The 24,160-nt window shown below is 46.0% G+C and carries 22 protein-coding genes and 5 pseudogenes; 14 read left to right on the top strand and 13 right to left on the bottom strand.

What is annotated here, in order from left to right; all coding sequences use genetic code 11:
• Nucleotides 1-40: 40 nt before the first annotated feature.
• From BQ1619_RS00790 to BQ1619_RS00780, 3 genes are all read right to left on the bottom strand, one after another.
• Entirely contained in the window at nucleotides 41-2,947 is a 2,907-nt protein-coding gene (locus BQ1619_RS00790) for a ribonucleoside-diphosphate reductase subunit alpha (RefSeq protein WP_415066232.1), read from the bottom strand.
• Nucleotides 2,948-3,278: 331 nt separating this feature from the next.
• Nucleotides 3,279-4,097, bottom strand: a complete 819-nt coding sequence (gene ampD / locus BQ1619_RS00785) for a 1,6-anhydro-N-acetylmuramyl-L-alanine amidase AmpD (RefSeq protein WP_231968380.1) — start codon at nucleotides 4,095-4,097, stop codon at nucleotides 3,279-3,281.
• A gap of 3 nt (nucleotides 4,098-4,100) precedes the next feature.
• The gene (locus tag BQ1619_RS00780; protein WP_114661664.1) at nucleotides 4,101-4,949 is read right to left on the bottom strand and encodes a cytochrome C assembly family protein; all 849 of its coding nucleotides are present in this window, start codon (nucleotides 4,947-4,949) and stop codon (nucleotides 4,101-4,103) included.
• A 20-nt stretch (nucleotides 4,950-4,969) separates the two neighbouring features.
• On the opposite strand from BQ1619_RS00780, the gene ffh reads away from it, so the two are divergent.
• On the top strand, nucleotides 4,970-6,349 hold the full coding sequence (gene ffh / locus BQ1619_RS00775) for a signal recognition particle protein (protein WP_114661662.1): 1,380 nt from the start codon (nucleotides 4,970-4,972) through the stop codon (nucleotides 6,347-6,349).
• Between the two features lie 32 nt (nucleotides 6,350-6,381).
• On the opposite strand, the gene BQ1619_RS00770 is transcribed toward ffh, so the two are convergent.
• On the bottom strand, nucleotides 6,382-8,124 hold the full coding sequence (locus tag BQ1619_RS00770) for a proline--tRNA ligase (protein WP_114661660.1): 1,743 nt from the start codon (nucleotides 8,122-8,124) through the stop codon (nucleotides 6,382-6,384).
• A 48-nt stretch (nucleotides 8,125-8,172) separates the two neighbouring features.
• Between BQ1619_RS00770 and BQ1619_RS00765 the strand changes: the two genes are divergently transcribed.
• Both BQ1619_RS00765 and BQ1619_RS00760 read left to right on the top strand, forming a co-directional pair.
• Entirely contained in the window at nucleotides 8,173-8,775 is a 603-nt protein-coding gene (locus BQ1619_RS00765) for an RNA pyrophosphohydrolase (RefSeq protein WP_114661658.1), read from the top strand.
• Nucleotides 8,772-9,335, top strand: coding sequence for a CNP1-like family protein (locus BQ1619_RS00760; RefSeq protein WP_197711800.1), 564 nt, complete (start codon nucleotides 8,772-8,774; stop codon nucleotides 9,333-9,335). Before BQ1619_RS00765 ends, BQ1619_RS00760 begins: the two co-directional genes overlap by 4 nt.
• A gap of 29 nt (nucleotides 9,336-9,364) precedes the next feature.
• Here the strand turns inward: BQ1619_RS00760 and proB are convergent.
• From proB to rplU, 4 genes and pseudogenes are all read right to left on the bottom strand, one after another.
• Nucleotides 9,365-10,135 (bottom strand): annotated as a pseudogene (proB, locus tag BQ1619_RS00755) (glutamate 5-kinase); the annotation flags it as partial.
• A gap of 37 nt (nucleotides 10,136-10,172) precedes the next feature.
• A complete protein-coding gene (gene obgE / locus BQ1619_RS00750) occupies nucleotides 10,173-11,273 on the bottom strand; it encodes a GTPase ObgE (protein ID WP_114661655.1) in 1,101 nt (366 codons plus the stop codon).
• Between the two features lie 86 nt (nucleotides 11,274-11,359).
• On the bottom strand, nucleotides 11,360-11,620 hold the full coding sequence (gene rpmA, locus BQ1619_RS00745) for a 50S ribosomal protein L27 (protein WP_114661654.1): 261 nt from the start codon (nucleotides 11,618-11,620) through the stop codon (nucleotides 11,360-11,362).
• Between the two features lie 19 nt (nucleotides 11,621-11,639).
• Nucleotides 11,640-11,951: a 50S ribosomal protein L21 gene (gene rplU / locus BQ1619_RS00740; protein WP_011902040.1), complete on the bottom strand. Its 312-nt coding sequence runs from the start codon at nucleotides 11,949-11,951 to the stop codon at nucleotides 11,640-11,642.
• A 75-nt stretch (nucleotides 11,952-12,026) separates the two neighbouring features.
• Here rplU and BQ1619_RS00735 point away from each other — a divergent pair, with 75 nt between their 5' ends.
• From BQ1619_RS00735 to BQ1619_RS10370, 3 genes and pseudogenes are all read left to right on the top strand, one after another.
• Nucleotides 12,027-13,031 carry a polyprenyl synthetase family protein gene (locus tag BQ1619_RS00735; RefSeq protein WP_114661653.1) on the top strand — a complete coding sequence of 335 codons (1,005 nt, stop codon included), beginning with the start codon at nucleotides 12,027-12,029 and terminating at the stop codon, nucleotides 13,029-13,031.
• A gap of 71 nt (nucleotides 13,032-13,102) precedes the next feature.
• The gene (locus BQ1619_RS10545; protein ID WP_415065790.1) at nucleotides 13,103-13,192 is read left to right on the top strand and encodes an Rv2993c-like domain-containing protein; all 90 of its coding nucleotides are present in this window, start codon (nucleotides 13,103-13,105) and stop codon (nucleotides 13,190-13,192) included.
• Nucleotides 13,193-13,278: 86 nt separating this feature from the next.
• A pseudogene (locus tag BQ1619_RS10370) lies at nucleotides 13,279-13,868 on the top strand (fumarylacetoacetate hydrolase family protein).
• Nucleotides 13,869-13,960: 92 nt separating this feature from the next.
• Here BQ1619_RS10370 and BQ1619_RS10540 read toward each other — a convergent pair.
• A pseudogene (locus BQ1619_RS10540) lies at nucleotides 13,961-14,958 on the bottom strand (2-dehydropantoate 2-reductase).
• 100 nt (nucleotides 14,959-15,058) lie between these two features.
• Nucleotides 15,059-16,472 (bottom strand): annotated as a pseudogene (locus BQ1619_RS00720) (high affinity choline transporter 1).
• A gap of 103 nt (nucleotides 16,473-16,575) precedes the next feature.
• Here BQ1619_RS00720 and BQ1619_RS00715 point away from each other — a divergent pair.
• Entirely contained in the window at nucleotides 16,576-17,556 is a 981-nt protein-coding gene (locus BQ1619_RS00715; protein ID WP_114661652.1) for a squalene/phytoene synthase family protein, read from the top strand.
• A gap of 3 nt (nucleotides 17,557-17,559) precedes the next feature.
• On the opposite strand, the gene BQ1619_RS00710 is transcribed toward BQ1619_RS00715, so the two are convergent.
• Nucleotides 17,560-17,964 (bottom strand): methylated-DNA--[protein]-cysteine S-methyltransferase, encoded by a 405-nt coding sequence (locus tag BQ1619_RS00710; RefSeq protein WP_231968378.1) that lies wholly within the window; start codon nucleotides 17,962-17,964, stop codon nucleotides 17,560-17,562.
• Nucleotides 17,965-18,201: 237 nt separating this feature from the next.
• On the opposite strand from BQ1619_RS00710, the gene BQ1619_RS00705 reads away from it, so the two are divergent.
• The 7 genes and pseudogenes from BQ1619_RS00705 to zapD all read left to right on the top strand — a co-directional run bounded on the left by BQ1619_RS00705 (nucleotide 18,202) and on the right by zapD (nucleotide 22,856).
• Nucleotides 18,202-19,491 (top strand): HlyC/CorC family transporter, encoded by a 1,290-nt coding sequence (locus BQ1619_RS00705; protein WP_114661650.1) that lies wholly within the window; start codon nucleotides 18,202-18,204, stop codon nucleotides 19,489-19,491.
• The gene (locus tag BQ1619_RS10130) at nucleotides 19,488-19,988 is read left to right on the top strand and encodes an ATPase, T2SS/T4P/T4SS family (RefSeq protein WP_197711799.1); all 501 of its coding nucleotides are present in this window, start codon (nucleotides 19,488-19,490) and stop codon (nucleotides 19,986-19,988) included. Before BQ1619_RS00705 ends, BQ1619_RS10130 begins: the two co-directional genes overlap by 4 nt.
• A gap of 5 nt (nucleotides 19,989-19,993) precedes the next feature.
• Nucleotides 19,994-20,509: pseudogene (locus tag BQ1619_RS10125) on the top strand (GspE/PulE family protein).
• 232 nt (nucleotides 20,510-20,741) lie between these two features.
• A complete protein-coding gene (locus BQ1619_RS09390; RefSeq protein ID WP_231968376.1) occupies nucleotides 20,742-20,951 on the top strand; it encodes a type II secretion system F family protein in 210 nt (69 codons plus the stop codon).
• Nucleotides 20,951-21,451 carry a prepilin peptidase gene (locus BQ1619_RS00690; protein WP_114661649.1) on the top strand — a complete coding sequence of 167 codons (501 nt, stop codon included), beginning with the start codon at nucleotides 20,951-20,953 and terminating at the stop codon, nucleotides 21,449-21,451. The genes BQ1619_RS09390 and BQ1619_RS00690 overlap by 1 nt, the downstream gene beginning before the upstream one ends.
• Nucleotides 21,406-22,092 (top strand): dephospho-CoA kinase, encoded by a 687-nt coding sequence (gene coaE, locus BQ1619_RS00685; RefSeq protein ID WP_114661647.1) that lies wholly within the window; start codon nucleotides 21,406-21,408, stop codon nucleotides 22,090-22,092. The genes BQ1619_RS00690 and coaE overlap by 46 nt, the downstream gene beginning before the upstream one ends.
• Nucleotides 22,093-22,145: 53 nt before the next feature.
• Complete coding sequence (zapD, locus tag BQ1619_RS00680; RefSeq protein ID WP_231968374.1) at nucleotides 22,146-22,856, top strand: cell division protein ZapD; 711 nt, start codon at nucleotides 22,146-22,148, stop codon at nucleotides 22,854-22,856.
• On the opposite strand, the gene BQ1619_RS00675 is transcribed toward zapD, so the two are convergent.
• Together BQ1619_RS00675 and BQ1619_RS00670 are read right to left on the bottom strand one after the other, a co-directional pair.
• Complete coding sequence (locus tag BQ1619_RS00675; RefSeq protein WP_174222086.1) at nucleotides 22,831-23,268, bottom strand: NUDIX domain-containing protein; 438 nt, start codon at nucleotides 23,266-23,268, stop codon at nucleotides 22,831-22,833. The two genes, zapD and BQ1619_RS00675, sit on opposite strands and share 26 nt — an antisense overlap.
• A 27-nt stretch (nucleotides 23,269-23,295) precedes the next feature.
• Nucleotides 23,296-24,153: an ATP-binding protein gene (locus tag BQ1619_RS00670; protein ID WP_174222085.1), complete on the bottom strand. Its 858-nt coding sequence runs from the start codon at nucleotides 24,151-24,153 to the stop codon at nucleotides 23,296-23,298.
• Nucleotides 24,154-24,160 lie beyond the last annotated feature (7 nt).

The raw sequence follows: 24,160 nt of genomic DNA, 5'->3' as shown, positions 1-24,160 counted from the left end.
TTTCTCCTAAATTCTTTTATTTTTTGACCAATTAGATTACTTATTGGCATGCTTCGCATTCTTCAAAACCAGGATCGCCTGGACGCATGGTGCAAACTGGACCATCCGCTTCAACTAGAGTCGCAGATACTCCACCTCCATCAGCGCCGCTCGATACGGAGTTCAATTGACCGCTGGCAACAGTTGATTTCTCAACGTGGGTTGCTGCCATCGTGCGGAGGTAGTAGGTGGTTTTGAGGCCACGCAACCAAGCTAACTTGTAGGTATTGTCCAATTTCTTACCCGATGCACCAGCCATATAGATATTTAATGACTGGGCCTGATCAATCCATTTTTGACGACGGGAAGCCGCTTCCACCAACCAGCTAGGCTCAACTTCAAAAGCCGTTGCGTATAAATCGCGGAGGTCTTGAGGAATACGGTCGATCTTAGACAAAGTGCCATCAAAGTACTTCAAATCAGCAATCATCACCTCATCCCAGAGGCCGCGATCTTTCAAATCACGCACCAAATACTCATTCACCACTGTGAATTCACCAGAAAGATTGGATTTCACGAATAAGTTCTGGAAGGTTGGCTCGATGCAAGCGGATACACCAATGATGTTGGAAATCGTTGCTGTAGGCGCAATTGCCACGCAATTGGAGTTGCGCATACCGTGCTGCTTGATGCGAGCACGCAAGCTGGTCCAATCCATGGTTGAAGAGGTATCAACTTCAACATAACTACCACGCTCTGCAGCCAACATCGCTACAGTATCTTGTGGCAGGATGCCGCGATCCCATAGCGACCCTTTGTAAGTGCTGTAAACGCCACGTTCTTCAGCCAATTCGCTAGAAGCTTGGTATGCGTAGTAGCAAATTGCTTCCATCGAGGTATCCGCAAACTTCACAGCCTCTTCACTAGCGTAAGGGATGCGCTGCATGTGCAAGCAACCTTGGAAGCCCATGATGCCCATACCCACTGGACGGTGCTTGAGGTTGGAATTGCGTGCTTTAGCTACTGCGTAGTAGTTGATATCAATCACGTTATCGAGCATCCGCATTGCAGTACGCACGGTTTTTTGGAGTTTCTCATGGTCAAGAACCAGCTTACCGTTTGCATCGGTAGTCATGTGAGCGGTTAAGTTCACAGAGCCCAAGTTACAAACTGCAATCTCGTCCTCATTGGTATTGAGGGTGATCTCGGTGCAGAGGTTAGAGGAGTGAACCACACCAATATGCTGTTGTGGGCTACGAACGTTGCAAGGATCCTTAAAAGTAATCCAAGGGTGGCCAGTTTCAAACAACATGCCCAACATCTTGCGCCACAATTGTTGCGCTGGAATTCTACGGAATGGCTTCAATTCGCCACGATCGGCTTTTTGCTCATAGGCAATATAAGCCTCTTCAAATGCCTTACCAAACTTGTCATGCAAATCAGGTGTATTGGATGGGGAGAACAATGTCCACTCACCGTTTTCCATAACACGCTTCATGAACAAGTCCGGAATCCAGTTGGACGTATTCATATCATGAGTACGGCGACGGTCATCGCCTGTGTTCTTGCACAATTCCAAGAACTCTTCAATATCCAAGTGCCATGTCTCTAGGTAAGCACAAACCGCGCCCTTACGCTTGCCACCTTGATTTACAGCAACCGCTGTGTCATTTACTACCTTGAGGAATGGCACAACACCCTGTGATTTACCGTTGGTGCCTTTGATATGACTACCTAATGCACGAACATTGGTCCAGTCATTACCCAAGCCACCAGCAAATTTAGATAGCAATGCATTCTCTTTCAATGCCTCATAAATGCCATCCAGATCATCTTCAACAGTCGTCAAGTAGCAGCTTGAGAGCTGCGGACGAGTTGTTGCTGAATTGAACAAGGTTGGCGTGCTGGACATGAAATCAAAAGTCGACAAGATTTCATAGAACTCGATAGCGCGACGCTCGCGGTCCAATTCATTTATTGCCAAGCCCATCGCTACACGCATAAAGAATGCCTGCGGCATCTCAATGCGGCGATCTTCAATATGCAAGAAGTAGCGGTCATAGAGAGTCTGCAAGCCGAGGTAGTTGAACTGCAAATCACGATTGGCGTTTAATGCGGCAGCCAAGCGTGGCAGATCAAATTCGCGCATCCGTGGATCTAACAATTCCGCTGAAATGCCTTCATTGATGTACTTTGCAAAATAGGTGCTGTATTCAGCTTGGGAATCAGCCTGAGACACCTCTCTGCCAAAGATTTCCTTGCGAATAACATGCATCAAAATGCGTGCAGTAACCTGGCTGTATGCAGGATCTCTTTCAATTAATGTACGTGAAGCCAAAATCGCAGAGTCATAAACCTGCGCCATTGGCACGCCATCGTATAAATTCTTAATGGTCTCAGTGATGATCGGTGTAGCATCAATGTGATTGCCTAGACCTTCGCAAGCAGCTTCAATAACTGTGCGCAACGCAGCCATGTCGAGATACCTCTCAACGCCGTTGTCGGTGACTTTGATTCCAGACTCGCCAGCCTGTGCAGCCGCTTGTGTTTCCTGGCTTACTTCCTGTTGAGCAGCACGCTCTTGATTACGCTTCTCACGGTAGAGGACATACGCGCGAGCAACATTATGCTCACCACTACGCATCAATACCAATTCGACTTGGTCTTGAATATCTTCGATATGAAAAGTACCGCCATTCGGACGGCTACGCAACAATGCGCGCACCACGGAATGCGTCAGCTGTTCAACTTGTTCGCGCACTCGAGCTGATGCCGCACCTTGACCACCATTCACCGCCAAAAATGCTTTGGTTACTGCAATAGCGATTTTGGATGGCTCAAACGCCACAACAGAACCATTACGACGAATGATTTTGTAATCTGATAATTGGGTTGCCTGAGCGCCACCAACACCACCAGCAACAAAACTGGCAGAAGGGGTCTGATTAATTGCCCCTGCAGGACTCATTCCTGGGTTATTTACTCCAGGTGTTTGGCCTGCTGTCTGTGGATTTGCGTATGTCATGTTACTCCTGCGTATTTATATAGTTATTTGGACAAAATATCGTTAAAAAACAATGGGCTATTGCTAGATTCAAACACTACATCTAGTGTCTCGAAGCGCGTTAGGCACTAAGTATAGGGAAATATTTGGTAATTGGTAAGATTTTTATGACGAAAACTTATCAGTATTTTTACTAAGAGATCGACAATTTTGAGAGGTGTTTTGGTGCACGATTTTTAGCCCTTTTTAGGCAAAGGCTAAAAAAAGTAAGCGTATGCTCACATACAAAAATCAACTAACGAAAAGTCACCCCATAAGGGAGATTTTTTGGAGAAATTTCTGTCTCTTTTTTGAGCTTTTGCCAATCAAAAAAAGGTCCGGGATCGGTTTTTCTGTCAGGAGCAATATCGCTGTGCCCAGCAAATTGAAGATTGGGATAACTGGCAGACAATCTTTTCACTAACGCAGTCAAGGTTTTGTACTGGGCATCCTCAAAAGCAGACTCGCCATCGCCTTCAAACTCGATGCCAATCGAAAAATCATTGCACTTTTCTCTACCCAAAAAAGAAGATACGCCAGCATGCCAAGCTTTATTCAAAGTGGATACAAATTGAATCAACTCCCCCGAACGCGTGATCAAAAAATGGCTCGAAACTTTTTGTCCTGCGATTTCAGCGAAATACGGATGAACATTTGGATCTAATTTGTTCTGAAAAAAATCCACAATGTAATGGCTAGAGTGTTTGTTTTTGAATTCACTTGGCGGCAAACTGATGTGATGTATGACCACTAAATCCGGTTGAATATTTTCTGGTCTCACATCGTAATTTGGTGAGGGTCGCCAATTTGCAAAACCAATCCATCCCGCGATATCGAGCTCATGAAGATGCTCTTCACAACAATAAAAACGCTGTTCAAAAGTGATTGCAGTCGATTGCGGAAGGTGTACGTTGCAATACTGACAAGGCACCATGACTTCTGGCTCGAGAATCTCTGGAGCCTTATCTGACATGGACTTCAGAGCATCCTCTCGATTGAGTTTAGTAGAATTTTTACCTTTTATCCAACGATAAAGTAGGTATACACCGGCGATTAAAAAAAGCCACCGAGCCAAGTCTTATGCTCTCTGAAGAATGACTTCTAAAACAAAACGGCTACCAACATATGCCAACAGCAGAGCGCTGTAAGCGCTTAATACCCAGCGTATTGCTGCTTTACCTCTGAGGCCAACACGCCAACGTGCTAACAATAGACCGCCAAATAACACCCACGAAACTAAAGCAAAAATAGTTTTGTGATCGAATACTAATGGTCTTCCAAAAAACGTTTGGGAGAACAGTAAACCTGAAAACACCGTCAAACTGAGCAACGTAAATCCAACGTAAAGAAAATTAAATAAAAGACTCTCCATCGTCATCAGCGGCGGAAGATCTTCCAACCAATGAGCGACACGACTATCTGGAACGATGGCGAGTTGACGATGGAGCGCCCGATCTTGAATGCTCATTAGCATGGCATGCATAGCAGCCAAACTCAGTAAGCCAACAGAGATGGTTGCCACAATGAAGTGGCCCTTAAACCATGGGTCAGAAACCGCTTTGGGCGAAATCAGGGTTCCTGGAAAAAGACTTGGTAGTAGCGAGCAAACTAATGCAAATAAAACTGCCAGCCAGCGTAAGCTGGAGATCGGCAAAAACCAAGACTGAAACCAATAAGAGGCCAAGCCGACCCAAGCAATTAGCGATAAATCCTGGGCAAATCCAAACACAAACCCCTGCGCTGTAAAGACAGAGTCATGTAATTGAACACCATGAGCCAATAAGGCAAACAAAATGTAGGCTTGTACAAGCCCCACCGAAGCAGCAGACCCTACGCCATCCTTTGACTTTAGGCTCAAAAATGCCAAAAGCAATAGGTAAATTGCTGCGGGGAATAATCCAGAAGCTGAGTGACCTAAAATATCCATCTACAAAGTCTAATCGATAAATGCTTGAGAACCTCACCGACCGCCTATCGCGCGTTGTGAAAACAATGCAGGGTCAGGCTCGCCTAACAGAAGCCAATACAGCGGAAATGTTACGGGAGATCCGCTTAGCCTTACTCGGGGCTGACGTTGCGCTACCTGTTGTGAAGTCTTTGCTAGAGCAAATTAAATTTAAAGCACTTGGTGAAGAGGTTGTCGGCAGCCTTAGTCCTGGGCAGGCACTCGTTGGGGTCGTCCAACGTGAGCTCGCCGCCATCATGCAGGGTGAATCCCAGAGCGGGGAACTGAATTTAGCAACCCAACCTCCTGCCGTGATTTTGATGGCGGGCCTACAAGGTGCTGGTAAAACCACTTCTGTTGGCAAATTAGCCAAATGGCTGCAAGAGAAAAAGAAAAAAAAGGTTCTCACCGTTTCGTGTGACGTATACCGCCCTGCTGCTATCGAGCAGCTAGAAACAGTAACTAAGCAAGTAGGTGCTGAATTCTTTCTTAGTAACGTCGATCAAAAACCCGTCGATATCGCGAGTGCTGCCTTAGATTGGGCACGCCGCCATTACGTTGATGTCGTGATTGTGGATACGGCTGGTCGCTTAGGCGTCGATGAAACACTCATGCAGGAAATCAAATCTTTGCATGCCAACCTCAATCCTATTGAGACGTTATTTGTAGTTGACGCCATGTTGGGTCAAGACGCCGTCAACACTGCTAAAGCGTTTCATGAAGCGCTACCGCTCACTGGAGTAATCCTCACTAAGCTAGATGGCGACTCTCGCGGTGGTGCCGCACTATCGGTACGTCAAGTCACCGGAGTGCCGCTGAAATTTATTGGCGTCGCCGAAAAAATGGATGGCTTAGAAACCTTTGATGCCGAGCGCATGGCAAACCGCATTCTGGGCATGGGCGATATTCTTGCTTTAGTTGAGCAAGCGCAACAGCACGTTGATGTCGCTCAAGCAGAAAAATTAGCCAATAAGATTTCTAAGGGCGGATTTGATCTAGAAGATTTTCGAGATCAATTAATGCAGATGCAAAAGATGGGTGGTATGGCTAGCTTGATGGACAAGCTCCCTAGTCAAGTTGCTCAAGCAGCATCCAAAGCAAACCTCAGCAACGCTGATAAGCAAACAAAACGGATGCGGGGAATCATCGATAGCATGACGCCTCAAGAACGCAGAAAGCCCGAGTTACTCAAAGCTAGTCGTAAGCGTCGTATTGCGGCAGGTTCTGGAGTAGAGGTACAAGAAGTCAATCGTCTGCTTGCTCAATTTGAACAAATGCAAACAATGATGAAGCAATTTAAAGGCGGCAAGATGGCCCGCACTATGGCAGCGATGGCCGCTAAGGGAGCCGCCAAAGGCATTGGCGGACTCTTTAAAAAATAAACCTTATTGATTTTTACTTACTTCTATAAAAGTTAGTTGGCGGTACTCTTCGCCGCCTGAATGGCGGCGATTACCTTTTCTTTGATCTGAGTTAGCGGAATATTTTGTGATTCCGTATCCGTACGTCCCTTAAATTCCACTTGCGCATCCGCCAAACCACGATCACCGATCACCACTCGGAATGGCGCGCCAATCAAATCCCAGTCAGCAAACATCGCGCCTGGACGCTCATTACGGTCATCCAAGATGACATCAATACCAGCCGCAAGTAATTCATCATGTAGTTGATCGCATGCGGCTCTGACAGCCTCGGATTTTTCGTAACCCATTGGGCAAATGACCACCTCGAATGGCGCCATAGAGATAGGCCAAATAATCCCCTTATCGTCATGACCTTGCTCAATAGCTGCACCCAGCAAACGAGTGACGCCAATTCCGTAACAACCCATCACCATGGGTTGTGCTTTACCTTGTTGATCCAAATAAGTGCAGCCCATTGCCTCGGAATAGCGAGTTCCCAATTGGAATACGTGCCCCACTTCAATACCCCGACAAATGTCTACTGCGCCTTTACCATCGGGCGAAGGATCACCCGCTACTGCATTCCGAATATCCAATACCAAAGGTTCTGGTAAGTCACGACCCCAGTTCACACCAGTCAAATGGTGGCCTATATCGTTTGCACCACAAACAAAATCGGCCATATTGGCAACGGTTCGATCAGCAACTACTGTGACACCTTTACTCACACCAACAGGCCCTAGGTAACCTGCTGGGGCATTACATGCTTGCTTGATTTCCGCTTCCGTAGCAAAACGCGACTCAGCCATGCCAGGGACTTTGCTTGCTTTCACTTCATTGAGCTCATGATCACCACGCACTAGCAACATAAAAAGTTTTGCAGGTCCCGCTTCTTGATCAACCGCAAAGAGTAAAGACTTCACGGTTTTCTCAAGCGGGATATTCAAAAACGTTGCCACATCAGCACAGTTTGTCTTATCTGGCGTTGCCACTTTAGCCATCGCCTGGCTTGCAGTGGCTCGCGCGACTATCAGAGAGAGAGATTCCGCTGCCTCTAGATTGGCGGCGTAATCCGAGTTTGGACAATACACAATCGCGTCTTCACCAGTATCGGCAATCACGTGAAACTCTTGACTACAAGAGCCTCCAATAGCCCCGTTATCTGCAGTCACCGCACGGAACTGAAGACCCATTCGCTTGATTATGCGGGTATAGGCATCAAACATGATTTGATAAGATTTTTTTAATCCTTCAGCATCTCGATCAAATGAGTAAGCATCTTTCATGCTGAACTCGCGACCACGCATGATGCCAAAACGTGGGCGACGCTCATCCCGGAACTTTGTTTGGATTTGATAGAAGTTCACGGGCAATTGCTTATAACTTTTAATCTCATTACGAGCTAAATCGGTAATGACTTCTTCAGATGTTGGTTGAATTAAAAAATCACGATCATGACGATCTTTAATACGAAGGAGCTCAGGACCCATTTTTCCCCAACGCCCTGTCTCTTGCCACAATTCAGCTGGCTGAATCATCGGCATCAATAATTCGATTGCGCCAGCACGATTCATCTCCTCGCGAATAATGTTTTCTGCCTTGCGAATTACCTTCAATCCCAATGGCAGATAGTTGTATACGCCAGCACTCAGCTTGCGAATTAAACCCGCACGTACCATGAACTTGTGCGAAACCACCTCAGCGTCAGAGGGGGCTTCTTTTAGCGTAGCGAGAAAGGATTGTGATGCTTTCATGAATGGATATAATCAAATCATTGATTTTAAAGGATTTGGAGCACGATCATGCTTGACCGTGAAGGGTATCGACCCAACGTCGGCATTGTCCTCCTTAACAGCCGTAACGAGGTTTTCTGGGGAAAACGCGTTGGGCAGCATTCGTGGCAGTTCCCGCAGGGCGGGATAACTCATGGCGAGAGTCCTGAGCAAGCGATGTACCGCGAATTGCATGAAGAGGTTGGCTTGCTGCCGGAACATGTCCAAATAATTGGGCGCACTAGGGATTGGCTTCGCTACGATGTCCCTGAGGAGTACTTGCGCCGTCAACATGCTACGCGTGTTCATCGTGCTGCCTATCGGGGGCAAAAACAAATTTGGTTTTTACTGCGATTTATCTGTCTTGATAGCGACATTCAACTACGAGCTACAGAACATCCAGAATTCGATGCATGGCGCTGGGTACCATTCTGGATTCAATTAGATGCCGTCATTGGGTTTAAACGTGAGGTGTATCAACTCGCTCTATCAGAGCTTGCGCGTTACCTTGCTAAAGGCGTTCGCATGCAACAACTCGCATGGGGAACTCCGATTGATCTTCTGCAGTCCTTTTATTCCAGAGGTGATTCAGCTAGCAAAGATATCTCTAAATCGGATAAGCCAAAATCATGAGAAATTCATTAACCAACTTCATAAAAATAATTGCTTGCGTGGTGATTGCCTTGGGTTTATTTGCTTGCGCCGGAGACCCCATTGAAAGCGGGCTAGATCCTTTTGCTCCGATGGTATTCAAAGAAGGCGCAACCAAAATGCCATCCAACCCGCCCAATCCCTCAACCCTACTGCCGTTTTATGTCTCTCAACAAACAATCTTTAAGTTCGCCGTTGACACTGATTCCATTTTGATTGGCCCAGACGGGATAACACACTACATTGTAGTCATCACCAATCCAAGTGGCGGCCAACAAGCACAATACGAAGGCATTCGCTGTGATTCATTTCAATGGCGTCTTTATGGCAACCTCGAAAATAATACTTGGAGAGAAAATCCGCTTTCTAGCTGGAAAACCATTCAGAGTAATGTGCCGAATCGCTACCAAGCAGCACTTGCGCAAGGAGCATTCTGTAATTTCGATACCCAAGAAAAAAATATCAAAACAGTTCTTCAATCACTCAATCCAAGCGGATTTACTGGTGGCACAAAACCAACCAACTCCTTCGGAGTTGAATAAAGATTTACTTGTTAGTCGGCAGCATGGGTAAGGCGTGTACCAATCTTTTCGCCAGTCAAGAGCCCGGTTAATACCTCCGACTCACGGCCGGAGGCAATGACTGTAATTGCACCCGATTGACCGGCAATTTTTGCGGCCAATACCTTCGTTAGCATGCCACCTTTACTAAGTTCGCTTGCAGCAGCACCCGCCATTTTTTCTAAATCAGGATCACCAGCTTTAGCATCCGAGACAAGAGTGGCGCCAGAATTTTGACGAGGGTCAGCAGTATAAAGGCCGCCTTGATCAGTCAGAATGACCAATAAATCCGCTTGAACTAAGTTTGTTACTAAAGCAGCGAGACTATCGTTGTCACCAAATTTAATTTCATCAGTTACGACGGTGTCATTCTCATTAATGATAGGCACGACACCGAGCTTTAACAAAGTATCTAGCGTGCCTTTTGCGTTAGCATTGCGCTCTGTATGCGCCAAGTCGGCATTGGTTAACAGAACTTGTGCGCTTCGCAAATTAAATTGCGCGAAACAACTCTCATATACCTGCACTAAACCCATCTGACCAACCGCTGCAGCAGCTTGCAATTGATGAATTTCTTGTGGGCGCTTTGACCAACCCAAGCGTTGCATGCCTTCAGCAATTGCGCCCGAACTGACCATCAAAACTTCATGACCATTTTTCAACAACCCTGCAATTTGCTTAGCCCACTTCGCTATAGCATCATGATCTAATCCTTCACCATTATTGGTGACTAGGCTAGATCCCACTTTAACAACAATGCGTTTGGTGTGCTTCTGGCTCATAACAAATAAAGAATCTTCTTTTGCTTGGTTTATCAGTTTAATCAGGCGCTTTATCATGACTAGCATCTTGATGCTGCTCTTGATAACGCGGATCTGCTGCACGCTCCTCAGCATCATCGCGATCACGACGCACAGAATCCAAATAGTCTTGCAAGACATAACCTAGCTTTTCGCAACCCATACCCGTGAGGGCTGAGATTTCAAAAACTGGCCCTTGCCACTGAAAGTTCTTTACAAAGTCGGCAACGATTTTTTTACGATCCCCTTCGGGAATCATGTCGACCTTATTTAGCACCAACCAACGTGGCTTCTCTGCTAGAGCCTCGTCATATTTGCGCAATTCATTGACGATCGCATTCGCATCCGCCACTGGATCTACGTTTTCATCAAATGGCGCAAGATCAACCAAATGCAAGAGCACGCCCGTACGCTGTAGATGCCGTAAGAATCGGTGACCCAGACCTGCGCCCTCTGCCGCACCCTCAATTAACCCTGGGATATCGGCAATTACAAAGCTACGCTCATTACCCACCCGCACCACGCCCAAATTCGGATGCAAAGTTGTGAATGGATAGTCCGCAATCTTGGGGCGCGCATTGGATACCGCAGTAATCAACGTCGATTTACCAGCGTTTGGCATTCCCAACAAACCTACGTCAGCCAATACTTTTAATTCCAGTTTGAGTTTGCGACGTTCGCCAGACTTGCCATTGGTTTTTTGACGTGGCGCCCTATTGGTACTACTCTTGAAATGAATATTACCCCAACCACCAACGCCACCCTGGGCCAAACACAACCGCTCACCATGCGTCGTTAAATCGGCGATTGGTTCACCGGTCTCATGATCAGTAATGATGGTGCCTACTGGCATACGCAATTCAATATCGTCACCCGCACGACCATAACAATCAGCGCCTCGACCTGGTTCGCCATTTTTTGCAGTGTGCGTTTTAGCATACCGGTAATCAATAAGTGTATTGATGTTGCGATCAGCAATGGCCCATACACTTCCACCCCTGCCGCCATCACCGCCATCAGGACCACCAAATTCAATAAACTTTTCGCGGCGCATAGAGGCGCTTCCGGCGCCACCTTGGCCGGCAATAACTTCAATGCGTGCTTCGTCTATAAATTTCATAATAAAAAAGGCCTCGCCAAGCGAGGCCTGTTCCTAAGAGTTAAATTCGGATTGGATCTGAATTAAACGGGTCTCAGTCAGGCGCCTTATGAACGAGGCAATACTGAGACTTGGGCCTTCTTCAATGCACCCTTAACGCCAAATTGCACTTGACCGTTAATGAGTGCGAACAAAGTGTGATCTTTACCAATGCCAACGTTAGCGCCTGGATGAACACGTGTGCCACGTTGACGAACGATGATGCTGCCAGCATTAATATGCTCGCCACCAAATACCTTAACGCCTAGGCGTTTCGCCTCTGAGTCGCGGCCATTTCGTGTTGAGCCGCCGCCTTTTTTCTGTGCCATATCTTTCTCCTACCCTGAATTAGGCTTTGATCGTGTTGATCAAAATTTCAGTGAAATTCTGACGATGGCCTTGGTGCTTTTGATAATGCTTGCGACGGCGCATCTTAAAGATTGTCACTTTATCGTGACGTCCTTGGGAGACGACAGTGGCCATCACAGCTGCACCATTAACCAATGGATCACCCAACTTCAGTGAAGCGCCTTCGCCAACGGCGAGGACTTGGTCAAGAGTGATTTCGCTGCCGATTTCCGCTGGTATCTGTTCTATTTTCAATTTTTCGCCAGCAGCAACTTTATACTGTTTGCCACCGGTTTTTATGACCGCGTACATGGTTTGAAACTTCAATTAATATCTACATTTAAGCCAATCCACCCTGGATAAGCTAGGCCTATCATTATATCTTGCATGACCAGCACTGTCAAAATCAATGACTTAGGCCAAATCCTAGCCCCCATTTCCTTAGAATTCAAGGACTTAGATCTGGTCATACGCGAGCGATTAGCCTCAAAAGTTGCTCTAATTGACCAAATCTCCACCTACATCATTCAAGCCGGTGGCAAGCGGGTTAGACCAGCCCTTTTAATGCTAGTAGCCAAGGCCTTAGCCGATGGCAAGCCAACGCCACACACCCTAAAAATGGCTGCTGTAGTGGAATTCATTCACACGGCCACCTTATTGCATGACGATGTAGTGGATGAATCTACCTTAAGACGCGGTCGTGAAACCGCCAATGCCGCTTTTGGCAATGCAGCCAGCGTTTTAGTAGGGGACTTTTTATATTCTCGAGCATTTCAAATGATGGTCGGACCCAATGATTTGCGCGTGATGCAAATTTTGTCCGATGCTACCAACACGATTGCCGAAGGCGAAGTGTTGCAGCTACTCAATATGAATGATCCTGAGGTTGGTGAGGCCAGTTATCTTCAAGTGATTCGCTATAAAACTGCAAAGTTATTTGAGGCCTCTACTGAGCTTGGAGCCATCCTGGCAAATGCTTCAGATATTCATCGTGGGCAGGCAGCCGCGTTTGGTCGCCACATTGGTACCGCATTCCAGCTCATGGATGACTTGCTGGATTACACAGCGAATGCAGCGCAGATGGGGAAAATTGCAGGGGATGATTTACGGGAAGGTAAACCAACCCTACCGCTAATTTATCTTCTCGAAAACGGCACTAACGAAGAACGATTATTAGTACGCGCGGCCATTGAACAAAACCAAGATTTACCGGACGATGTATTTACGCAAATTCTCAGTGCAGTACAACGTTCTGGTGCGCTGGATTACACGCAGGCTGCCGCAAAACGTGAAGCCGATCTTGCCTTGGAATGCATCAATAACTTTCCCAATAATGAAGCTACTGAAGCACTTCGTGACCTATGCATCTACTCGCTTGAACGCCAAACTTAAGCTTCTCAAGGTATTTCAAGTAAGACGCTGACACAAATACAAAAATCAATTTATTTATTTAGGAACTCGTCATGGCTCAATGGCTCAGATTTCAGCATCAAGGACAAGTTTGTTTGGGGCAGGTACAAGGCGATCAAATTGCTGTGTATTCTGGCAATTGATTTCAAAATCCAAAACCAACCGGCGAAACAGTCAAGCTAGCAGATGTCACTATCGACACCCCTGCACGCCGTCCAAAATAGTGGCGATGGTTGATAACTTTCACGCACTGGTCACCAAACTTGAACATGCTGTACCCGCTGAGCCCTTATATTTTTTGAAGGGCAATAACTCCTTCTTAGCAGCGAACCAAGTCATTCGCACACCAAAGTCTTACACTGGCAAAGTAGTTTATGAAGGAGAGCTGGGCATCGTCATTGGCCAGCACATACACGAGGCAACCGAAGCGGAAGCAGCCCAAGCAATTTTTGGCTACACCTGCATCAATGACGTCACGGCCATTGAAATTCTGAATCGCGATCCTGGATATGCTCAATGGACTCGCTCAAAGAGCTTTAATACCTTTGGTGTTTTGGCCCCTACATCATTACTGATATCGATCCCAGCAATCTCACTATTAAAACAATTTTGAGCGAGCAAGAGCGTCAAAATTATCCCGTGGCAGATATGATCTTCCCGCCAGCAAAATTGGTGAGCCTAATTTCTCAAGATGTACCGCTGGAAGCGGGGGACATTATCGCCTGCGGTACATCTGTGGGCGTTTGCTCAATGAAACCGGGTAGTAATGTCAGCATCATTATTGAGGGCGTTGGCAGACTCGATAATCGTTTTGAGTGATCCTGAACCACAAGCTCACCCACTCCTCAAAATAAAAAAACCCTTGCTATGTTCGGTAGCAAGGGTTTTTTAATGCGTGCAATGAAAATTTTTTAGTAGCCCGAAACCGATGGCAATGCCAAACTTCCTTTTGAGGCTTGTACGTTTTCATCCAAATATTTTGTCAAAGCAAATACCGTATTTAAACAAGGGGTTGGTGTTTGAGTAATCTTGCCCAACTCAATGACTGAACCCAAGAGCGCATCAATTTCAAGACTTCTGCCGGCCTCTAAGTCCCGCAACATAGAGGTCTTGTGCTTACCAACCTTCTCCGCTCCAGCAATACGTCGCTCGATATCCACCCGGAAAGTCACGCCAAGTTTCTCAGAGATCGTTTGTGCCTCGGCCATCATATTGCGGGCTAATCCTTTGTGCCCTCCAGAGTACCGTGAGTCAGAGAGCTGATTGGATTGAAGGTCATATTGCCCACAATTTGAGCCAAATCTCAGAGCGAATGTCGTCCAAAATCGGTGACTTAAATCCAGCGGCTGCCATCATTTCAGATATCTTCTGAATACTCTCGGTAGACTTGCCATCCAGCTCACCTAAGGGAAATCGATTTCCCTCCACATGACGAATGACTCCAGGAGCTTGAGTGAACGTTGCGGGATAAACAACGCAACCAATAATATTGTTTGGGTTAATCGCTTTCTTTGCCAATCCACCAGCGTCGACCGTTTCTACAGAATGGTCTTGGTACTCGCCGCCCAACTTTTGGAAATACCACCGTGGAATTCCGTTTTGCATCGGAATCAAAATCGTTTCTGGGCCCATGATCGCAGCTAGATCATCAATGATCGGCTCAACCTGATGCGCCTTGACGGCCAAAATGACAACGTCCGGCGTTTCTGCATCACGAATTTTCTCGACCGCCTTCACTTGAGCAACTAATGGCTCAGGCTGATCGTCCATAATCAACGCCAAGCCGCACTCTTTGATTGCGGCTAAAGTTGCACCACGCGCAACGACGGTGACATCATTACCCACGCGCCAACATGACAGCTAAGTAGCCGCCAATGGCGCCGCCTCCACCGATCACACGGATTTTCATAGGAACTCCACAAGATTAAAAATTTTGAATTAGGAATATTTTAATGTGAATGTTTTGCGGTGCAACAAATAAATTGCCTAATTTTTAAGCAATGTTGGATTTATACCGCTTTCAATTCATCTTTCGGGACTAAGCCGCCCAAAATCATTCCGGCAATGCTGGCCAATAAGCCAGCTAACTGAGGAGGCATGATGGCGTTTGGCGCCAAGATCTCACAACTGATCCAGATGATCAGACCACTAACCACTGCTAGAAGACCGCCCAACGAATTTGCTCTTGACCAGCACACACCAAATGCCAATGGTACAAACGCCGCTACCAACATTACCTTGTATGCACTCTCGACCATTTTAAAAATAGACAGCTCTGAATTAATTGCAAAGAATGTCACTACTACCGCAAAACACAAGACAGTGATGCGCATAATTTTGAGCAAATCATGATCCGATAAGTGCTTAAAAAACCTCTCACAATATTCTCAGCAAAAGTAACCGATGGTGCGAGCAATGTCGCGCTCGCACAACTCTTGATTGCCGAAAGCAATGCGCCAAAAAACATTACCTGCGCAATGAGTGGCGCACGATTCAGAATCAACTTCGGCAAAATCATTTGCGGATCAGTACCTAAGTATTCATTTACCAATCCTGGATTGATGAGCGTGGCTGAATAGGCCATTTACATCGGTACAAACACAAGATGAAATACAACACGCCACCCAGAATGGCGGCATTCACTGCAATATTCACGTTTTTACTGGAGGTAATTCGTTGGAACACGTCTTGCTGCGGAATAGAGCCCAGCATCATCGTGCACAGAGCCGCGACAAAGCCCAAGATAGAGGCTAAATTCATATCGGGCAGAAGTTGCTGCATTGACCAGCTGCTGCGGCATGTTCAATGACTACGCCAATGCCGCCTGTTTGGGTTGTCATTTCCCCGCCGATATACAACATACCAATCACGATGATGATCATTTGAATAAAGTCAGTGATTGCCGCTGACCACATACCGCCAAATAAGGTATAGATCCGTACGCTTGCGGCACCAATCATCATGCCACCAGTTTGAGAAATGCTGCCCTCTGATACTACGTTAAAGACCAAACCAAGTGCTTTAATTTGTGCAGCAACCCAACCCAAGTAGGACACCACAATACAAAGGGTGACTAATACCTCAACAGTGCGGCCATATTTTTTCACGAAAGAAATCGCCGATCGTCAACATTCGACGGTTGTAGAGATGGCGCGCAAAAAACAAACCGACTAAAATTAAACATAGGGAGGATCCAAAAGGGTCGGACACGACCCCGCCCAAGCCCTCTTTTAAAAATGTTGCAGGGATGCCTAACATTGTCTCTGAGCCAAACCAAGTAGCAAACACAGTCGCCGTCACGATTGGCATCGGAAGACTGTGACCTGCCGCTGCAAAGTCAGCGGTATTTTTCACGCGCAAGGCTGCCCATAAGCCGATGCCGACCGATACGACCCAATGAGCGATGACGAACCAAATCAACACGCCCTGTTTCTCCTGTCAGAATTTGGTGAAATTATATGGCTATGTCACTTTTGATACTAAGGAAATAGAGGTTCATTTAGGGCCTGTCTGACATAATTCATTGGTGCAGACACTCGCCCCAAATAATGCCCAGAACCGAGACGCTGATTTAGCCTATCAAAAGGCTATTTTGGGCTCAGTCTCGAGAACATTTGCGCTAACCATCCCCCTACTGCCGCCTGAGGTTGAGAAAGTCGTCGGCAATACATACCTCCTGTGCCGCATCGTCGACACTATCGAAGATGCGGCAGGCTTAAAGCCGGAGGTAAAGCAACAACTGTCTCGATTATTTCTCAACGCAGTTCTAGAAAAATCGGATGTGCAATCATTTGTTAAGCCTTGTCTTACAGAACTCCATGCATACGGCAACCAAGATGAACTGGATTTAATCATCAATACGCCAACGGTCTTGAGAATTCTGCACACTTGCTCGATTCAGGATCGGGCAGCAGTAGCTCGATGCGTTTCCATCATGTCGGAGGGAATGTCGCGCTTTCATGGAAAACAAAATCAGGCGGGGCTAAAGGATCTGGGTGAGTTTGAAGATTACTGCTATGTTGTTGCAGGGGTGGTGGGGGAACTTCTCACAACGATTTTCAGCAATCACTCAAAGGAGTTTTTGAAAAATATTAAGGGACATGAACCGCTTGCTATTGCTTTTGGACAAGCCCTGCAAATAACCAATATTCTGAAAGACTCCCCTGAGGATAGGGCACGCGGAGTCTCTTGGAAGCCGGTTGGTATCAGCCATGCCGCACTACTGCAAATCGCCTATCAAAAACTTCAAGAATCACTGCAATACATCCTGCTGATACCAGAAGGGGATGGCGGAATAAGGCGCTTCTGCTTCTTGGCCTTTGGTCTTGCTGTGATGACTTTGTCAAAAATTGCGAACCGTAAACACTTTGATCACAAAGATGAGGTAAAGCTGACGAGAGCAACCGTGATGACTTTTTACGCTTTTGCGAAAATTGCTGTTAGAAGCAATACATTGATGCAACTCTTTTTTTATATCGCCTCTGGCGCCCTCAGAAGGGCGATCTAATTCTTAAAGCACTCCCTCATGCTTTAGTAGCCAAATCTTGATTTGACGATAAAAACCTGGGGAATCCTCTTTCATAAAGCCCCCAATGCCCTGAGCTGAAATCACCCGATGACATGGAGTAATAAGTGGATAAGGGTTTGCACCACAAGCAGTACCTACTGCTCGTGCGCCGCTTTTAATAGCGCCAGCAATCTCTCCATAGGTTATCGCCTTACCAGCCGGTATTTCACGAACACGCTTCCAAACCCTCTGCTGATGCGCCGTACCCAGCAACTTCATAGGCAATTCAAATTGAAAATCGAGGTTCTTAAAATAGGTCTTGCACTGCCCATCTACCTCTTTAGCAAGATGGTTTTTAGGCGCTGATAAAGCCACGGTTCTTGGAAGATAGTCAATTTTCGACAGCATTAGACTCCCATCAACCATTTCCGTTTGGATTCCCAGGCGCCCAAAAGGAGCTTCAATTACACAGTAATTTGAAATGTCGGTCTTAGGCTGTTTTTGGGATAAAAGCATAGAGAAGATTCTCACACAATTTTGAAAATTAGATGACTAGCCTTTCATCCGAACCAAAGACGATGAATATGGTCTTGAAGAGCCTACTTTGCTATATTGACTTATCCTTCTTATTTGCAGGCAACCCTTATGGATAACTTTTTTGACGATTGGCCACTTTATAGCCAGGCTGCTCTCGTTCTATTTTTGCTGGCACTATCGAGCTTCTTTTCAATGGCAGAAACGAGCATGTTGTCCTCGAATCGCCACCGTCTTAGAGCAATGGCCAATAACGGTAATGCCGGTGCTGCACTAGCAGAGAGACTTCTAAAGCGGATTGATTCCCTTTTGTCGGTATTGTTGATATCCAACAATTTAATTAACACGATTCTTCCCATTTTAGTAACTGGAATCGCCTTACATCTTTTTGGTGAAAGTGGTTTTGTTCTTTCGATTGCGACTCTGGTTGTCGCTTTACTCATCATCATCTTTAGCGAAATCACCCCGAAAGTCATCGGGGCAGCCTTTCCGGAAAAAATCGCTGCCAATGTAGGCTGGCTCATTCTGCCACTCACCTATTTATTTAAGCCACTACTTTGGCTAATTAATAGCTTTGTATCTGGCCTCATGAGAGTTTCGGGCCTGCAGTCCTCTTCAGATAGCAGGACAATGAGCAAAGAAGAGTTGCGAAGCTTGGTCTTGGAATCCAACCGCTTTGTTTCCAATCACTATCGGAATATTTTGCTGAATCTCTTCAATTTAGAAAATATTACCGTTGATGACGTGATGACCCCACGCTCAAAAATCGAAGTGTTAGATCTTTCAAGGCCTATTGATGAAGTGATACAACAGCTGGAGACCTGTTATCACAATAAACTACCCGTCTGTGATGGTGACTCCGAACGTATTGTAGGAATTCTGTCCGTTAAGAAGGCTCTATCCCTACTCGGTGACTCTGATCTTCAGCACGAAGACTTTAGGTCATTAGTTAATGAGCCCTACTTTATTCCCAGCGGCACTCCAGTCTTGCAACAAATGCAGTTTTTTCAAGACAATCAGCAACGTTTGAGTTTGGTTGTCAATGAGTACGGAGAAGTGCTTGGTCTCGTGACTTTTGAAGATATTGTGGAAGAGCTTATTGGTGAATTTACAACCTCTTTCTCTAGTCTCTCAACTGATCCCCGTTGGTTGGCTGACGGCACTTACATTGCCAACGGTAGCGCGTCCTTACGCGACCTTAATCGTCTTCTCAATTTGGAATTGCCATTAGATGGGCCCAAAACCTTAAATGGTCTCATTCTAGAAAGACTCGAAGCCATTCCAGATCATGATGTCAGCATCAAAATCGCCGGCATTGTTATGGAAATTGTGCAGTTTGATGATCAAGGAATAAAGACCGTCAAACTGTATCGCCCTGCACCTGATCAGATTCAGGATTGAGCATCCCCCATAACGATTCACTAATCATTCGGACCTGGTTTGAGATTGCAGCCCATGCACTTGAAGCCAGGGCAAGCGATATTCATGTTGAGGCTTATCCCCTAGAGACTCAAGTTCGCATTCTGGTGGATGGCTTATTACGAATTCAGTCAAAGCATCCTATAGAGTTTCATGAACGCCTCATCACGCGTATAAAAATATTAGCGCGTTTAGATATCGCCGAAAAACACATTCCACAAGATGGTCGCTTAAGTATTAGTTGTGATTTTTTCAGACCAGATGTCGACTGTCGAGTTTCGGCATTACCAACATTACATAGTGAAAAAGCCGTCATTCGGATATTGCCCAATCGATTAGAGGAATTGAATTTAGAGTCGATTGGATTATTGCCAGAGCAGCTTGAAATCTTGCGCAATGCAATTGCAAAACCTAACGGCTTGATTTTAGTAACCGGTCCAACGGGTAGCGCAAGTCACGAACACTCTATAGTTGCCTGAGCGCATTGAATCAAGAACATCGCAACCTTTGTTCAATTGAAGATTCCATTGAGATTCGCCTTCCAAGCGTGAATCAAGCGGCTTACCATCCGCGTGCTGGCTTGGATTTTCCAACTATCATCAAAGCATTACTCAGACAAGATCCCGATGTGATCATGAGTGGTGAAATTCGGGATAGCGCAACGGCGCAACTTGCTATTTAAGCAGCCAAAACTGGGCATCTGGTTTTAACTACACTACATACTCGCAACGCTCTAGGCGCTCTAGCGCGCCTACAAAGCTTGGGAATTGATCGAGAGTCTTTGGAGCGCTGCTTACATTCTGTGAGTTCTCAACGATTAGTGCGTATGCGTTGTTCGCATTGCAATACTTTGGATATACATTACGCAAGAGCTTCCTCTGAGTCGTACAATTACTGTGATGGGTATGGCTACTTTGGCCGCATTGGTATTCATGAGGTCTTGAATCTTCTCGCTTACAAAGAACGTTATATCAATGGAGTTTTTACGTTCCACTACTAGGAAGACTTTTTCGTTTAGCCACGTTGACGCACTGGTGCCGAACTCTCGCACATCTACTAAATTGTGGCTTACCCCTTCCAGATGCCTTGCGTGTTACAGCATATTCATCTAATCATTCGCTTAGTCACAATTTGAGTGCGGAAGTATTCAAACACTTAACCAGAGGATGGCCCTTGGGCGAAGCTTTAAAAAGGGCAGATCCTAAAACTTTTCTATTTGATGAAGAAACACATTGCAATTACTACATATCGCCGCAGAAGGTGGCTTTCTAGCGCAAATGCTCAGTAAGCGTGCTAATACGCTAGCATCACAACTTCGCCATCGACTCAATAATCTGAGTCAAACTCTAGAGCCCTTGCTCATTATTTTGGTTGGCGTCATTATTGGTGGACTCGTTATCGTTCTGTATCTTCCAATTTTTCAAATGGGCCAAATCATTTGATGCTTACATTTTCTGCGTTCGACTTAGTACATATCCTGGCGATCCTGATACTGCTTTATCTAGCCTATGTCGACCTATTAACATTTCGGCTACCCGATGTCATCACCATTCCATTTGCTGCAGTAGGACTCCTTTTAAACTATTTACCCAATTTGGGTTTTACAGATTTTTTAAATGCAATTTTGGGCTCTATATTTGGATACTTTCTAATCTGGGGCCTAAATACCCTCTATCGATGGATCAAAAAGCCAAATGCCATTGGCATGGGTGATGCGAAGCTGCTGGGTGCCCTTGGAGCATGGCTTGGACTAAGCTCCCTGCCAAGCATTCTTTTCATAGCGTCGGTTACTGGACTCATTGGAGGCCTTCTCTGGCTCAGAGTAAAAAAACAATCCTTACAATCCGCCATTCCTTTTGGACCTTTTCTTGCCATTGCTGGCATCATTGAGTTGTTATGTCCACAATTCATTCAAACACTCATACTGAATCATCTGATTTAAGCGGACTAAAAGGTCAATTACCTCTAGTTGGCCTAACTGGAGGCATCGGCTCAGGAAAATCTGTGGTGAGCGATCTACTTGGCAAGCTCGGGGCGGGAGTTGTGGATACCGATCGGATTGCGCATCAGATCACCGCACCCCACGGTTTAGCAATTCCAGCCATAGAGATGCAGTTTGGTCGGGGCTATATTGATGCCAACGGCGCTTTAGATAGGTCCAAGATGCGGACCTTGGTCTTTGGCAATCCGGATGCCAGAAAAACCTTGGAGGCCATTACACACCCCCTGATTCGTCAAGAAACGATCAAGCAAGCAAAGGACTTGGTAGCTCATGGGGCGCCTTATTTAGGCTTTGCTGTTCCCCTTCTAATTGAATCGATGTCCTGGCGCAGTCTCATCGACCTCCTTGTAGTCGTAGATTGCCCAGAAGAGACCCAAATAACCAGAGTGATGCAGCGCAGCAATTTACCCAGAGAGGAAGTTGAAAGAGTTCTGCAGGCCCAAGCAACCCGAGAAGATCGCCTTGCTGTTGCTGACGTGGTCATTCAAAACCAAGGGAGTCTTACAACATTAGAGGGCGAAGTAAATCTCTTGCACCAAAAAATCCTGAAGATTCAGAAAGATCTACTCGGTTCGTCATAGAATATGGGCTTGTGATTGTCTACGAATACCCCTTCAATGAATTAGTTCGAAGCATGCTTCGACTGGAGTATTTGTTCGCCCGCTTTAATCATTTTGTTCGCCCGGATGATCCAGAACTTCACCACAATGCCATCTCTATGTTGTTCGATCTGGGCAATATTGGCGCCCGTGGCGATATTAAATCTCTTTTACTAAAAGAATTTGAGCGTCAAAAGCACGCACTCAACGGACTCAAATCCTCTCAAAAGGTAGATCAAGAGGCGCTTTCTCAAACCTTAGATGAGATTGATACTGTCGCAACCAAAATTAATCAATCTGCTGGCAGACCAAATCTCGCTATCTCTGATAGTGAATGGTTAAATGGTATTCGTACACGCTTAAATATTCCTGGTGGTACAAGCCCAATCGATCTACCGAGTTATCATGCCTGGAAAAATAGTCCATCTACCGAACGTCGCACATTATTAGAAAATTTTGTTCGTCCGTTATTGCCATGGCAAGATGCTTGTCAATTATTTCTGCGTTTATTACGTCAGTCTGGCGAAGCAAAAGATGTTGTCGCTCATAGCGGATCATTCCAACAAGTGCCCTCAGGAAAAATTTATCAATTGATGCGCATTGCCGTTGAAGATGACACGCTATTCTCTGAAATCAGCGCAAATAAATATCTCCTGTCCGTCCGTTTTATGCAATCGGATCGAGACAAAAAGCCGCAACCCGCTAACAAGGATGTATCCTTCAAATTAACCCTCTGCCAGTTCTAGGGTAAAAAGGCTTTAAGCCTCTCCAGCATTGGCCATGCGGCTGGTAACAACGGTTCGACACTAGGCTTTTCTGCACCGGAAACTCCCAAGAAAGCGCCTGTCCCTCACACCCCTTTGGATCGCCTTTCCAGTCTCGAATGAGACTGACATGGAGGCGTACATAAGCATGCGGGTAATCATGCTCCAAAAGCATTAATTCTTCACTCGATTGAATCTTGATCCCCAGCTCTTCTTGTAATTCTCGCTTGAGCGCATCAAAAACCGTTTCGCCTTTTTCAATCTTTCCGCCCGGCACTTCCCAATAACCAGCATACGGTTTTCCCTCAGGTCGTTGCCCCAAGAGAAATCGACCAGATTGATCTAGCAAAATTCCCGCGGCTACTTCAGTAACCGGTCGCGCATCTTTGTTCACAGATAGGAGTTCGCTTAATTTGATAATTTAGGCATGTGAGCCAGCCCAATGCTTAGCAAACTGCCAGGCAACGCGACCAGAACGAGATCCGCGCTCTAACGCCCAAACTAATGCTTCAGAACGGGCCGCCTCAATTTGAGTGGATGTCAAGCCAAAGCGGGCTAACCAATGCGCAACGATTGCGAGATATTCATCTTGCTTGGGTGGATAAAACGATAGCCACAAACCAAAGCGTTCTGATAGGGAGATTTTTTCCTCCACCACTTCACCTGGATGAATCTCTCCATCATCACTATGGACATACCCCTCGTTATCTTTCATGTACTCCGGCAACAGGTGGCGCCGATTGGATGTGGCATAAATCAAAATATTGTCGACTTGCGCTAAAACTAAGCCATCAAATGCCGATTTCATGGCCTTGTAGCCCGATTCCCCATCCTCAAACGAGAGGTCATCGCAGAAAATAATGAAGCGCTCAGGACGCTCCGCCAATATCTCGGTGATATCGGCTAAATCCGCCAAATGCTCCTTCTCCACTTCGACCAAACGCAATCCCTGACTAGCGAACTCGTGAAGGCTTGCTTTAATCAACGACGATTTACCGGTTCCTCTTGCCCCCGTCAGAAGAATATTGTTAGCAGGCCTTTTTAGAATGAAATTTTTAGTGTTGTCACGTATTGCATCTCGTTGGCGATCAATATTCTGCAAATCTTCGAACATGATGTCTGAGACATGCTTTACTGGCTGCAAAAAACCAATGCTGCCAAAAATACTATCTCTTCTGCGCCACCGAAATGCTGTCGAGGACTGCCATTGTTCAGCACTAAGTGGTTTGGGCAAGAAAGTCTCTAAATGCTCTAGTAGACGGTCTAGTTTTTGATTCATAAAATTA

Origin of the sequence: Polynucleobacter necessarius, assembly GCF_900095195.1 — a bacterium.
GTDB classification, from domain to species: domain Bacteria; phylum Pseudomonadota; class Gammaproteobacteria; order Burkholderiales; family Burkholderiaceae; genus Polynucleobacter; species Polynucleobacter necessarius_G.
The sequence above is the reverse complement of the archived record's forward strand: the minus strand, read 5'-3'. Positions and strand labels throughout refer to the sequence as shown.

Excerpts from the sequence above, each read along its gene's own strand:
- BQ1619_RS00790 (WP_415066232.1), bottom strand. The coding sequence starts at position 2,947 with ATGAGTCCTGCAGGGGCAATTAATCAGACCCCTTCTGCCAGTTTTGTT.
- BQ1619_RS00780 (WP_114661664.1), bottom strand. The coding sequence starts at position 4,949 with ATGGATATTTTAGGTCACTCAGCTTCTGGATTATTCCCCGCAGCAATT.
- ffh (WP_114661662.1), top strand. The coding sequence starts at position 4,970 with ATGCTTGAGAACCTCACCGACCGCCTATCGCGCGTTGTGAAAACAATG.
- BQ1619_RS00770 (WP_114661660.1), bottom strand. The coding sequence starts at position 8,124 with ATGAAAGCATCACAATCCTTTCTCGCTACGCTAAAAGAAGCCCCCTCT.
- BQ1619_RS00765 (WP_114661658.1), top strand. The coding sequence starts at position 8,173 with ATGCTTGACCGTGAAGGGTATCGACCCAACGTCGGCATTGTCCTCCTT.
- BQ1619_RS00760 (WP_197711800.1), top strand. The coding sequence starts at position 8,772 with ATGAGAAATTCATTAACCAACTTCATAAAAATAATTGCTTGCGTGGTG.
- obgE (WP_114661655.1), bottom strand. The coding sequence starts at position 11,273 with ATGAAATTTATAGACGAAGCACGCATTGAAGTTATTGCCGGCCAAGGT.
- rpmA (WP_114661654.1), bottom strand. The coding sequence starts at position 11,620 with ATGGCACAGAAAAAAGGCGGCGGCTCAACACGAAATGGCCGCGACTCA.
- rplU (WP_011902040.1), bottom strand. The coding sequence starts at position 11,951 with ATGTACGCGGTCATAAAAACCGGTGGCAAACAGTATAAAGTTGCTGCT.
- BQ1619_RS00735 (WP_114661653.1), top strand. The coding sequence starts at position 12,027 with ATGACCAGCACTGTCAAAATCAATGACTTAGGCCAAATCCTAGCCCCC.
- BQ1619_RS10545 (WP_415065790.1), top strand. The coding sequence starts at position 13,103 with ATGGCTCAATGGCTCAGATTTCAGCATCAAGGACAAGTTTGTTTGGGG.
- BQ1619_RS00710 (WP_231968378.1), bottom strand. The coding sequence starts at position 17,964 with ATGCTGTCGAAAATTGACTATCTTCCAAGAACCGTGGCTTTATCAGCG.
- BQ1619_RS00705 (WP_114661650.1), top strand. The coding sequence starts at position 18,202 with ATGGATAACTTTTTTGACGATTGGCCACTTTATAGCCAGGCTGCTCTC.
- BQ1619_RS00690 (WP_114661649.1), top strand. The coding sequence starts at position 20,951 with ATGCTTACATTTTCTGCGTTCGACTTAGTACATATCCTGGCGATCCTG.
- coaE (WP_114661647.1), top strand. The coding sequence starts at position 21,406 with ATGTCCACAATTCATTCAAACACTCATACTGAATCATCTGATTTAAGC.
- zapD (WP_231968374.1), top strand. The coding sequence starts at position 22,146 with ATGCTTCGACTGGAGTATTTGTTCGCCCGCTTTAATCATTTTGTTCGC.
- BQ1619_RS00670 (WP_174222085.1), bottom strand. The coding sequence starts at position 24,153 with ATGAATCAAAAACTAGACCGTCTACTAGAGCATTTAGAGACTTTCTTG.